General features: G+C 29.3%; 15 protein-coding genes and 1 pseudogene. 3 read left to right on the top strand and 13 right to left on the bottom strand.

Features of this window, described 5'->3' with window-relative positions; translation table 11 throughout:
• Together ACREV6_RS02915 and tnpB are read right to left on the bottom strand one after the other, a co-directional pair.
• A pseudogene (locus ACREV6_RS02915) lies at positions 1-628 on the bottom strand (hypothetical protein); the annotation flags it as partial.
• 348 nt (positions 629-976) lie between these two features.
• Positions 977-2,095, bottom strand: coding sequence for an IS200/IS605 family element RNA-guided endonuclease TnpB (gene tnpB / locus ACREV6_RS02910; RefSeq protein ID WP_431576527.1), 1,119 nt, complete (start codon positions 2,093-2,095; stop codon positions 977-979).
• Between the two features lie 254 nt (positions 2,096-2,349).
• Here tnpB and ACREV6_RS25725 point away from each other — a divergent pair, with 254 nt between their 5' ends.
• Positions 2,350-2,502: a DUF5673 domain-containing protein gene (locus tag ACREV6_RS25725; RefSeq protein WP_503417267.1), complete on the top strand. Its 153-nt coding sequence runs from the start codon at positions 2,350-2,352 to the stop codon at positions 2,500-2,502.
• On the opposite strand, the gene ACREV6_RS02905 is transcribed toward ACREV6_RS25725, so the two are convergent.
• From ACREV6_RS02905 to ACREV6_RS02880, 6 genes are all read right to left on the bottom strand, one after another.
• Positions 2,458-2,634 carry a hypothetical protein gene (locus ACREV6_RS02905; protein ID WP_431576526.1) on the bottom strand — a complete coding sequence of 59 codons (177 nt, stop codon included), beginning with the start codon at positions 2,632-2,634 and terminating at the stop codon, positions 2,458-2,460. The genes ACREV6_RS25725 and ACREV6_RS02905 overlap by 45 nt on opposite strands.
• A gap of 45 nt (positions 2,635-2,679) precedes the next feature.
• Positions 2,680-3,033: a nuclease domain-containing protein gene (locus ACREV6_RS02900; RefSeq protein WP_431576531.1), complete on the bottom strand. Its 354-nt coding sequence runs from the start codon at positions 3,031-3,033 to the stop codon at positions 2,680-2,682.
• Positions 3,006-3,485, bottom strand: coding sequence for a DUF2357 domain-containing protein (locus tag ACREV6_RS02895; RefSeq protein WP_431576530.1), 480 nt, complete (start codon positions 3,483-3,485; stop codon positions 3,006-3,008). The genes ACREV6_RS02900 and ACREV6_RS02895 overlap by 28 nt, the downstream gene beginning before the upstream one ends.
• Positions 3,486-3,691: 206 nt before the next feature.
• Positions 3,692-3,892 (bottom strand): hypothetical protein, encoded by a 201-nt coding sequence (locus ACREV6_RS02890; protein WP_431576525.1) that lies wholly within the window; start codon positions 3,890-3,892, stop codon positions 3,692-3,694.
• 280 nt (positions 3,893-4,172) lie between these two features.
• Positions 4,173-5,420, bottom strand: a complete 1,248-nt coding sequence (locus tag ACREV6_RS02885; protein ID WP_431576524.1) for a hypothetical protein — start codon at positions 5,418-5,420, stop codon at positions 4,173-4,175.
• A 1,081-nt stretch (positions 5,421-6,501) separates the two neighbouring features.
• Complete coding sequence (locus ACREV6_RS02880; protein ID WP_431576523.1) at positions 6,502-6,672, bottom strand: hypothetical protein; 171 nt, start codon at positions 6,670-6,672, stop codon at positions 6,502-6,504.
• Between the two features lie 262 nt (positions 6,673-6,934).
• On the opposite strand from ACREV6_RS02880, the gene ACREV6_RS02875 reads away from it, so the two are divergent.
• The gene (locus ACREV6_RS02875; protein WP_431576522.1) at positions 6,935-7,534 is read left to right on the top strand and encodes a GGDEF domain-containing protein; all 600 of its coding nucleotides are present in this window, start codon (positions 6,935-6,937) and stop codon (positions 7,532-7,534) included.
• A gap of 143 nt (positions 7,535-7,677) precedes the next feature.
• On the opposite strand, the gene ACREV6_RS02870 is transcribed toward ACREV6_RS02875, so the two are convergent.
• The 4 genes from ACREV6_RS02870 to ACREV6_RS02855 all read right to left on the bottom strand — a co-directional run bounded on the left by ACREV6_RS02870 (position 7,678) and on the right by ACREV6_RS02855 (position 10,167).
• Positions 7,678-7,899, bottom strand: coding sequence for a hypothetical protein (locus ACREV6_RS02870; protein ID WP_431576521.1), 222 nt, complete (start codon positions 7,897-7,899; stop codon positions 7,678-7,680).
• A gap of 140 nt (positions 7,900-8,039) precedes the next feature.
• On the bottom strand, positions 8,040-8,225 hold the full coding sequence (locus tag ACREV6_RS02865; protein WP_431576520.1) for a DUF2357 domain-containing protein: 186 nt from the start codon (positions 8,223-8,225) through the stop codon (positions 8,040-8,042).
• A gap of 410 nt (positions 8,226-8,635) precedes the next feature.
• Positions 8,636-9,532, bottom strand: coding sequence for a PDDEXK nuclease domain-containing protein (locus ACREV6_RS02860; RefSeq protein WP_431576529.1), 897 nt, complete (start codon positions 9,530-9,532; stop codon positions 8,636-8,638).
• 470 nt (positions 9,533-10,002) lie between these two features.
• A complete protein-coding gene (locus tag ACREV6_RS02855; RefSeq protein ID WP_226174471.1) occupies positions 10,003-10,167 on the bottom strand; it encodes a hypothetical protein in 165 nt (54 codons plus the stop codon).
• Between the two features lie 411 nt (positions 10,168-10,578).
• On the opposite strand from ACREV6_RS02855, the gene ACREV6_RS02850 reads away from it, so the two are divergent.
• The gene (locus ACREV6_RS02850) at positions 10,579-10,803 is read left to right on the top strand and encodes a hypothetical protein (RefSeq protein WP_431576519.1); all 225 of its coding nucleotides are present in this window, start codon (positions 10,579-10,581) and stop codon (positions 10,801-10,803) included.
• 76 nt (positions 10,804-10,879) lie between these two features.
• On the opposite strand, the gene ACREV6_RS02845 is transcribed toward ACREV6_RS02850, so the two are convergent.
• Positions 10,880-11,998 (bottom strand): HRDC domain-containing protein, encoded by a 1,119-nt coding sequence (locus ACREV6_RS02845; RefSeq protein WP_431576518.1) that lies wholly within the window; start codon positions 11,996-11,998, stop codon positions 10,880-10,882.
• Positions 11,999-12,011 lie beyond the last annotated feature (13 nt).

The raw sequence follows: 12,011 nt of genomic DNA, 5'->3' as shown, positions 1-12,011 counted from the left end.
TTACCATATTTTTCATTTCACCTGAAGATGCAGAAATTTCCTGGGCAGTCGCAGCTGTCTCTTCCATTCCAGCTGATAACGTTTCGGTTTCACTAGAACTTTCTTCTGTCTTTATTTTCAATATACTCGTAAGTTCTTCCACAGTATGTTCGTTATCACTTATATTTTCAGAGGCTTCAATTAAACCTTTTACAACATCTTTTAATGTCTTTCTCATATTAACTATAGTCCTAGCAATAGTCCCAAATTCATCCTTAATTTTAGTCAGAGCTTCTATATCCTCGTCATCACTTAAATCTAACTTAGATGTTTTTTCAATTAATAGTGTTACCTTTGATAAAGGTAACATTATTGCCCTTGATAAAACTATACCAACTAATATGGAAATTATAATTACAATTAATGCTATTGTATAAATCCCCCCCGACAACTCATTCACTGCTTGTCTCATATTTTCTTGATTAGATATCATTTGCGCTGATTTTATATATGTAAAAATACAAATTGCGCTCATGGATAAAAGTACTAATATCCCATTAAGTAAAGGTATTTTTTTCCTGATAGATATACCCCTTTTATTCATTTCGCTTTCATGCTCCTTTGCAGTATCCAACTGTTTAAAGTTCATTATGTCCCCCCTTATTTATGTTTAAGTACACTTTAACGTTATTTTATTATCTTAAATAATCGAAAAATATTTTTGTATATATATTATATATACTTCATACTTTGTAATGATTGATAAATATATAATACTATATACTTATCGAGTATTGATGAGTAATACTTGAGTCTTTTGAATTACTTTATGTATACAAATACTATCTGTGAACCTCCCATCACTGAAGTGACGGGCTTCTATCATTACTAATAAAGTTTCCCACATCATTGTCCTCGTAACCTACGAGCTTCATGGGCGTTATACTTCGGATAAGTTCCTACCCTACATTTCCTCTATATAAATTTTTATAATCTATTATATAGCTACTTCGAAACCTAATTCTTTTATTCCTTGTTTTAGAATATTTTTTGATGCGTTTTCATCCCTATCATGAATGTTTTTACATTCCTCACAAGTCCACTCTCTTATTGATAGCAATTTAACCTTCTTATTTACTGCTCCACACTCAGAGCAAATCTGAGAACTAGCGAACCAGGGACTTATTTTATGATATGTTCTCCCGTACCAATTTGCTTTATATTCTAGTTGTCTTGTAAACTTTGACCATGATACATCTTGAATACATTTTGCTAAATTATGATTTTTTATCATATTAGAAACTTGTAAGTCTTCTGAAATTATTACTTGGTTATCGTTAATAATTTGACATGACAACTTATTTGAGAAATCATTTCTAATATTTGCTATCTTTTCATGAATTTTAGCTATTCTCTTAGTTTGTTTCTTATAATTATTGCTATGCCTCACCATTTTACATAATTGTCTTTGTAATTTAATTAACTTATCCTCATATTTATATAACGATCTAGGTCTTTCTATATGGTTATTGTTTGTATCTATAAGAAATTCTTTTAGACCTAAGTCAAATCCTATCATATTATTATTTATGGACAACTTAAAATTTTCAGTTTCTACATTAAAACTAACAAAATACTTACCACTTGGAACTTTACTAACAGTAGCAAATAATATTTTTCCATTAAATTCTCTATGTAATTTAGCTTTTACTTTACCTAGTTTAGGTAATTGAACTAAATTGTTATGGAATAAAACTTTTATATTATTATTTGTAAAGTTAGTAGTATAAGAATAATTATGATCATGTTTTGATTTGAATTTAGGAAAACCACTATGTTCCATAAAAAATTTCTGATAAGCATTATCTAAATTATAAATAGAATTAGTTAAAGCAAATTTATCTACATCTTTAAGCCAAATATATTCTTTTTTTAATTCTCTATTGCAGTAATTATTACAGTCAGTTTTTGACAAACTCCTTTTAACAGTTTCATATAATTCTATTTTTTTAGCTAACATTTTATTATAAATAAACCTTACGCAACCAAATGTCTTAGCTAATTGTGTTTCTTGTTCCACTGTTGGGTAAATACGATATTTAAATCCTTTTACCATAGATAAATTCACCTACCTTTCTACTTTTATTTTTTGCTATTAATATAATTTTTATACTAGAAGTTATAACTTTATATCCATATTTAACACACCAATCAATATGCTATTCTATTGAATAAACATAGCCACGTCCATAATATACTTGAGCCATTACTTTCACCTCTAAATATAAATTAACATATGCAAGTCGACCTAACTCATGGCTGAATCCACAAGAGTGCGGTCGAGGCCTTTCAATTTTTAATATATTAAGGATGTTGAAAATTTCAGGAATAAGAGAAAATGGGATATATGGCTCTGGACACTTTTATAAATGGTCTAAAGTTCAAAGTTATAGTTGGATATTACCAACTACTATTCAATTACTTTCCCTTAAGATTTATTTGGAGTTGCTCTTTATTTCTTAAAGAACCTACCAGGACTGTTCTATCCTTAAAATACTCATCTCTTATATAATTCTCTCGTCCTGAGGACTCAAGTGATCTTTCAAAGGTTGAGTAAGATGATTCATTTATTAACTTATCTAAAAACTCTTCCATGAGTCCTGTAGTTGAAGGTAGAAAGGGAATTCCACCTATATTTACTCATTCTATACTCTTGTAAAAGTCATGATTTCTGTATCCCTCTTCATCTTTATATGGAAATAACACAAAGGCACCGAAAATGGAGTTATTATAGGCCTCAGTTTTCTTATTTTTATAAACTATGGCAACTCTGCACGTGTGCATAGCATTTATATCCCCTTCCTTGGGCCCAATACCACCATAACTTTTCTGATATTGCTCAGAGGTGTCTATCTTATACTTTGCATCGAATACAAATTCATAGGCCTTATCACTACCTATTTTATTTATAGATAATATATTATCTGGCTTTTGTGTTACTGTTTTACTCCCTTCAGATTTAGAATCTAAACTACTGGCTTTTCTTGATTTAATTTATTTATAATATCCTCATTCACTTTCCAAAGTGTGGCTGTATAAGTTCTTATAAAACTATCTATCTTTTCAATTATCTTTAGTAGCATAAACTTTAGAAATCTATTTTCCTTTGTGTCTAAGGTTACTTTCTTTGTTACCTGCAAAGCCTCAGTAGGTATACGTCTTCCATCTATATTCTTTAATAAATGAGGTCTTTTCTCTAGCCATTTTATAGTATCCATACTTGTGTTCTTTAGGCTTTGGTATTTACACACCCTACTATCCACTATCAACTCATGATGAGGCTTTGCTAATACTATATTAATTGATTTCATTAAGTTTTCATAAACAAAGCTCAGTATGCTGTAAAATTCAGTATAGCTATTAGATCTTTTGTTATTTATCTCTGAACCTAGATAAGTTCTACTTAAAAAAACATAAGCTAAATTATATATTTCCTCATTAATCATCACCTGCGGTGCTGCAATATTAACGACTTCAGAAGGAGATTTAAACTTTCACCGAATTTTTCTCTTTATTATAGTATGTGACCCACACTTATAGACGTAGGAGACTTTCCTTCTGAAATTGATTATTCCACTTAAGATATTGCCACCTCTACCTGTAGGTGTTACTTTATCTCTTATATTAGGATTTTCATGATAAATTTTTAGAGCTAGTTGCATAGGATTATACTTATTCTCAAATAGCTTGTACTTTCATAATTTAAAGTAAATTCTACATTGTCCCCATTTCTTTCTGCTTTAAAGGAATTTACTTTAAAACCACCATTGGAATAATCACTATTAAATTTTATGTTTCCATCAAATTTAGTTTGATTATCAGAGTTATCTGACCCTTTAATGAAAACTTTCACTTCTTGATTTTCCTAAATCCCTATTATACAAATAATTAGCAAGTAAAATCTGTCCGCATACGCTTCCATATTTTACAATGGGGTCGCACCGACAACCTGATAAATGTAAATAAAATAAGCTTCACAATAAACATTTCTATTATTCTCATTTAAATCTTAATCAAACAGGTCATTCTAGCCATGTCTCTGCTTTATTCCATTTTTTAGGCGGATGTCAAGACCCCATAGAAGAAACTGAAAACAGTTTCTTCTATGGGGTCTTGACATAAAACTTACTAACCTACTTTGGCAAAATCATTATTGCCATTATTGTAGGTCCACGTGTTGCCTCAGGATGTAATAAAGGAGTGGAACCATTATTAAATTCTTCATATTCACCGTATTGATTAGTTATAAAAAAATAATATGTTCCACCTTTCATGTACCTTGTAAATGTTGCTTTTCGATCTTCATTAAATAGAAATTGTGTACCATTATTTCTATAAGTTTTACCATCTTTAATAACGTTGTATGCCCTTATTGATACATTAATTTTATTTTTGCCTTCAATATCTGAAGCAATGAAACTTCTTCCAGTATTTAAATTAATTGAATCAATCATGTCTTGACTAAATCCTGGAGAAAAAAAACATGATAACCTTTGTGTTGTAGTCTTATCCTTCTGATTTTCGTAAGGTTCAAGATGAATTAAATTACCACTTTCATAACCTTGTGCCCTATAATTAGCATCATCAATTTTACCTTTGAGTCCACCAACAACACCTTTCATGTTAGCAATTTCAGAATCCATTCTTGCATTTTTTTCTGCGTTTTCTTTTGCAATTCTCACTTCTTCTTCTGTCAAGTTTGCTTTAGCTTTAGCTTTGATAGCAGCTCGAATTTCTCTGTCTTTTTTAACTTTTATTCTTTCGTTTTTAATATCTATTTCAGATTGTCTGTTAGTTTCCATTATTGCATCATCAATTATTGATTGCATAGTTACAGGTTTAGGAACTGATGTATTAGGTGCTGGAATAGGCGGTATATCCTTTTTCACAGGACCGAATTCATGATCATCTATTGCTTCGAATACACTACTTTCGTCTACAATTTTTCCAGTAACATCATCTATCCATATGTCATCATAGCCTTTAGAAAAAGATTTATTATCAAATGATATCATTTCAGTGGTATCATTTGCATCAGGGCTATTTTCATAAAACAAAGGTAAATATTTAGTATTTCTAATATTAGCAACGTTAGTTTCCATTTTTGCATTTTCTATCTTTATGTCATTCATTACAACACTTTCGTCTACAACTTTTCCAGTAGCGTTATCTATCCACATACCATCAAATCCTTTTATGAAAACTGTTCCACTTGCAATTATTGCATTACTGATTTCCTCTGCATGAACTGGATCATTAGCATAAGTTAAATCAAATGATTTAGCACCTATCATCACAGTACCAGTTGTAGTAGCACTCGCAGTTACGCTTGTTAATAAAGCCATTGCTATTAATAATGTTAGCACTTTTATTTTTTTCATTTAAATCACTCCTTCGTTTTTATCTATATAGGATTATAAGTCTAAATTTCCGAAAATTTTGATGGTAATATTATTACTTTAACTCAATAAAATATTGTTGCGTTTAAGCCATTTTTTTTTTCACTACTACCAAACGAAGTTTAGCGCCCACACACTTTTTTTCATAAAACACTTGACAAGTTTGTAGAATTTTGCATTCCTCCTCTTAAAAACATGTCTTTAAGAGGAGGCTTATTTTATGCTTAAAAATTGGAACTCTCTTGCTGATTGCAAGTAAAATCTGTCCACCCCTCTTCAAAATACTACATTTTATTTTCAAATTCTTCATTCAACGCATTCTATCACACTAGCCTTGCTAAATTAGGCGAATACTGTCGCATTTGAAACTAAACATGGTGCCACCCCCATGGCAAGTTGCAAAACTTTAATTTCGCTGGATGTTAAGTTTTAATTTTAGTACAAATTATTCCACTTAAGATATTTCCACCTCTACCTGTGGGTGTTACTTTATTTCTTATATTAGCATTATCATGATAAAATTCTATGGTAGGTTTATTTTTTCTTTCAATTACTATTTCATAATTAGTGTATTCCTTAAGGTAAAGGCATTTATTAATGTCATCTAGACATTCTTTACCTTCTATTTATGTTCTAGTTCAGTTACCCTAGTCTTTAAATCTAAAAGAATTTAATATTTTCTTTGTTCCCTAAATTTCGAAAAATTAATTTACTATTTTTCCCAAGTCACAGTTACCCTAGAAAATGAGCACCCCGGGGGTATTTGCGAGGAGGAACGACTGAGATTGCTAATAAAAATAACTAAATTTTATTTTTTTATATCCAACTTACTATAATAATAGTATACTTAAATATGTATTTCGCGACGAAATATAGATTAATTTGGATTAAAATAATTTATATAAGGAGAAGTATGTATGATCTCACCAACTATGATATCCTCGTTTTTTATTAGTCTATTTTGCATTTTAACCGGCCATACCCTACTTACAAGAGTTAAATCAATAAAATTCTGTATTGCTACCTTTATATTAAATGCTTTATTTATTTTTTCAATTGGCTATTATGTTGCAAGACATATGCTTAATTCATCAATTGCAACATATATATTATATTGTATTACATTTTTGTACGTAGTATATTTTTGTTTAGTATTTGAAGAATCAATATCAAAGAAAGTATTTACTATGTTTAGTGTTTGGCTATCTTCTACAATCGTGCTTGTTATTGCCATCCAATTTGCAGAATTAATTTCAGGTACTGCTAATATTATCTATTTTCAAAACCTTATGATTGTATTTAGAAATTGCCTGCAAATATTATTATTATTAGCATCTTATTTTTGGATAAGTAAACCTTACAAAACGATTCTTAATTTAATATCTGACAAAACCATAAGGTATATGGTCTTATACCCAATTACTGCATTTTTATTGTTAATTACTAACTTTATTACATTCCCCGGACGTTTAACAAATTTCAATTCCATTTATAGTATGTTATTATTTTTAGCATTTATATTTTTGGGATATGTGCTGGTATTTGCTGGAATATCATCAACCTCTCAAATATTAACTCTAAAAAATAACCTAGAGAAGCTGGAGTGGGATTCAAAGACAGATTCCTTAACTGGTCTATATAACCGAAGATATATTATGGAAAAGCTTGAACTTGAATTTATAAAATATAAAAAAACTAAAAAGAATTTTTCACTCATTATTGCAGACATCGACTTTTTTAAAAAAATAAATGATAATCACGGACATGACTGTGGTGATTGTGTACTAAGAATGATATCTCAAAACCTTCATAATATAGTTAGAGAACATGACTCTGTATGCAGGTGGGGTGGGGAGGAGTTTCTTATCTTACTTCCTGAAACTAAAATTGAGGGTGCTAATATGCTCGCAGATCGAATTAGGAAAATTATAGGAAGCCAACCTATGGAGTATGATGGAACTAAAGTATCAATTACCATGACCTTTGGGGTAACGGTTAGTGAAAGTCATGAAACCATTAATGATATGATAAAAAAAGCAGATAGAGCACTGTATGAGGGGAAAAACAGTGGAAGAAATTGTGTTATTATAGGATAAATACTTAACACAACTAACCATTCTTACCGCAATAAATTACGATTGTTCATCTATCGTAGTTTTGTGATAGATGAACATTAAATGAATATTCTGATGTATTTATAGTTTAATTATTAATGGTGTTTTTAGTTAGTAACATCTCACTATTTATTATTTTTGTTTTTGTTCCATACATATATAATCTTTGAAATAAGGAATTGCATAATAGTAAAGGTAATCATGAATATTCCAAAACGTAAAACAAAACCTAATGAAAATATTCCTCCTTTAAGTTCAAAATAATCACTCACACCAGTACTAATAATAGATGTAACGAACAAACTTATAAAATCAGCCCAAAATTTATTTTTTTTAATATTCCTCATAATACTCCCCCCCGTATAAAAAATAAGAATCACATATGAATATTTCATTTGATTATTACGCAATATTTTACAAGTGTTAACTAAATTATAGTTGATTTATACACTAATAATAACATAAATTTCAATTATAAGGGATTAAATCATCTAAAAATTGGTTTTCTACCTTTATAATTAGCAATTCTGGTATCTACAAAGTTAGTTGGTCTTTTCTCTAGCCATTTTATAGTATCCGTACTTGTATTCTTTAGGCTTTGATATTTACATACCCTACTATCCACTATCAAACCATGATGAGGCTTTGCTAATACTATATTAATAGATTTCATTAAATTCACATATACCTAGTTAAGTATGCTGTAAAACTCAGTATAGCTATTAGACCTTTTATTATTTATCTCTGAACCTAGATATGTTATTTAACTATTTTAATCTATATATATTTTAAGGGACCTCTTATTCAGAAATCCCTTTTACTGTTTTCCATGTTTCTTTTCTTTTTCCACTACTCCAGCCACTGATGCTCACTCTAAACTCTTATTAATCAATTTACTGTTTTTCCCAAGTCACAGTTACCCTAGTGGTATGCCTGCAGACCACTTGCTCCAGTGGATATCATATAAGTGTACTTAAATTAATTATATTTCAACGAGTAAAAAACCATTTAAATATTATTCAAATAGTTTTACTGGCTAGCAAAACAAATTGCGCAACTATCAGTTACAAAACTTACAATATACTATTCTATTACCTTAAATTCAAACTTATCCTTAGCTCTTTCAATAGCTGCATGTAATTTACCTTGTAATAATTCTTTTGGTGGTAGCTGTGTCATATATTCTGCTACATGCATACCACTAGCACTTAATTCTAATAACTCTACCTCTTCAGAATTCTTCTCAGCACATAGTATTATTGCTATAGGTTCTTCTTCCCCTTCAACCATTTCATTTTTCTTAAGCCATCTTAAATATAATTCAACTTGACCTTTATGTTCAGGTAAGAATCTACCTAATTTAAGTTCTATAACTACAAGCCTTCTTAGCTTTCTATGGTAAAATAGTAAATCAATATAATAATCAGTATCTCCAACAGTTATTCTTACTTGGCGTCCTAGAAATGCAAAATCTCTTCCCATCTCTAAAATGAATTTTTGAAGTTCTACTAAAATAGCACTTTCTAAGTCTTTCTCACTATAAGTATCTTGTAAACCTAAAAAGTCTAAAATATAAGGATCTTTAAAGAATAAATCTGTACTCATTTTATTATTTTCATTTAGATCTTTTAAATCATTAATTATTGTTTGATCCGGTTTTCTGGAAATTGCTGTACGTTCAAATAACATAGAGTTAATTCTTTCATTTAAAGTTCTTACACTCCATCTTTCATTAACACACATAGTTATATAAAACTCTCTTTTCAAAGTGTCCTCTATTGTTATTAACTTTATTAAATGAGACCAAGATAATTTTACAGACAGTGTCTGTAAAATCTCAAACCTCTCTATTGAGTCATAAAGTCTTACCATATTAAACAAATTAGCCTGACTATATCCTTTACCATAATTCACAGTTAACTCTTTACTCAAGCTTTTAATTATAGATTTACCGTATTCTGCTCTTTCATCATTTAAAATTTCTGTAGCCTAATAGATCCTGTTGCATCTGACCAATCTGGCCTAACAGGTACTAATTGAAATCTTTGATTATCTCTATTAGCACCAACTACCTGCGCAAATAGTTCTCCTATTTTACTCTTTCCAGTACCTGAAATTCCTGAAAGAATAACAAAGGGTTTAGTTTTTAAGCTAAGGTAGAAATTAGTAATTAGATCTTTTGTATAATAAAACCCTTTACTTGTTATGTTGTTAGATATTGCTATATATGTTATTTAACTATTTTAATCTATATATATTTTAAGGGACCTCTTATTCAGAAATCCCTTTTACTGTTTTCTATGTTTCTTTTCTTTTTTCCACTACTCCAGCCACTGATGCTCACTCTAAATTCCAATTAATCAGTTTACTGTTTTTCCCAAGTCACAGTTACCCTAGTGGGATGCCTGCAGCACCATTAGCGCCCGCAAATATTGTGTATGTTGGCATAATTATTTACCTATGACCTTTTCTTGTTCTCTTTGTAGAACCATATTAGATAACATAATATAAAAATCCTGCTCTTCTTTACTCTTTGCTTTCTTAAATAAATTTTTTAATTGACTATAAGTACAGTTTAAAAACATATCATATATTTCATTATTTTCATTTCCCATATCTAATACCTCCTATTTAAACTATTATATAATATTATATACCAATATGTTAAATTAATAAACTATTGTCTTATTTTTTTGGATAACTGAACCACGCACACTGGTGACTTCAGTTATCAAAATATTGATTACATTTTGATAGCTTTTGGTATATAAGTTTCAGTAAGTATTCATCTTTTATATAATTCTCTCATCCTCTAATCTCATTTGATCTTTCAAATCTATGGAATTATAACTGACTTAAGGATTTCTGATGTTTCCGTATTTTCACATGCCAGTGTTGAGGTTACGCCTTTTTTTAATGTAATTATCTCATACCTTTTTATTTATAATTTTAAATTATATGTAATTTATAGTATTTATTGTTTATTTTTCCACTCAGACATACTATAATAAAATAGAGGTGATACTATGTTTAAAAACCATAAACTTACTAAAATCACACTACAGGGACTAAAAGAAGACTTTACATGGGTAGAGATTAAATGTAATCATAAAAACGAACTCCATACCATTAATTATATAGATGATAACTATACTATAAATCACAAAAATGCAGATTACAAAGAAGTTAAGAAAGTTATAAAATCGGCACTAAAAATCAAGAATGAAGTTAATTTAATTAAAATGAAATAAATTATAGGGCTTGAACCTACCCCAAAACGAGCACCAATAGCTACTACTGCCGCCACTGATGCTCACTCTAAATACTCTATATATTTTTAATTATATTAATAATATCCTCACCATACTTTTCAACCTTTACCTTACCAAAACCTTGAACCTTTAAGAGCTCTTCTTTAGAAGTAGGTTTTACTTTTATTATTTCTTCCAACGTATTATTGCTAAATATGCAATATGCCTTTAATTCTTCCTCTTGCGACTTTGCATATCTGTATTTTTTTAGCTTTTCATATAACTGATCATAATTTTTTTCTATGCAATCTGCTTTCTTTTCAATAGGCTTCTGAATCTCTATTTCAACTGTCTTTTCTACAGGCTGCTCAATATCTATTTCAGCTACCTTTTCATAGCTTTCTTCAATTTCTCCCTGAACTTCACTATTAATGTCCTCTTTAAAATCCTCATCAGTCAATCCATATTTTTTATAATAATCATAGGTTATTTCTGTATGATTCTTCATTAAAAAGTTTGCTATGTCAATCATTTGACTTTCACGCATCTTTTCACTGGGAATTACCTTTTTTATTTTTTTATTTAACATATCTGTGATTTGATCATGTTTTATTATGTTATTTTTTATATCAGCTGGAGCCTTAGTTCTATTTATTATAGATTTAGGATTAGCAATAACAACCATTGAATATACTGGTCTAATTTTTATTAATCCATTCTTTTTAAGCATGTCCTCTAAAATCCTAACATGTCTACTATTTTGTGCTATGGGGCTATACATACCCTCTTCTTTTATTACCTTCCCGTAATTATTTTTAAATTTCCGCGTAAATTCACCTGCTTCGTTAATAACTATATCCCCAGTTAGCTTCTTAGTCTCAATAACCATAGTAAAATATTCTGTAACTAAAACATAATCTAGTTGAGCAATATTATCCTCATGGCTTATCCTTATATCATGAAGGCAGATCATTGGAACAAAAGAATTTTTAAGTTCATAATTCACATTCTTTTCTCCATCTAATCCAGCTTTTAAAAATATAATATCTTTTTTAATTAAATTTTTCTTCTTACTTTTAACCTTTTCAAGTAGTTCCTCTAAATCTGCTAATTGTTTATTATCTTCACTAAATTCCTTATAAAAAACTGGACCCTTTATTTTTCTAGCATCGAACATGTCACTTAAAAACCCCATATGTATCTCCCTC

Origin of the sequence: Clostridium sp., assembly GCF_050717515.1 — a bacterium.
Taxonomy (GTDB): domain Bacteria; phylum Bacillota; class Clostridia; order Clostridiales; family Clostridiaceae; genus Clostridium_AD.
The sequence above is the reverse complement of the archived record's forward strand: the minus strand, read 5'-3'. Positions and strand labels throughout refer to the sequence as shown.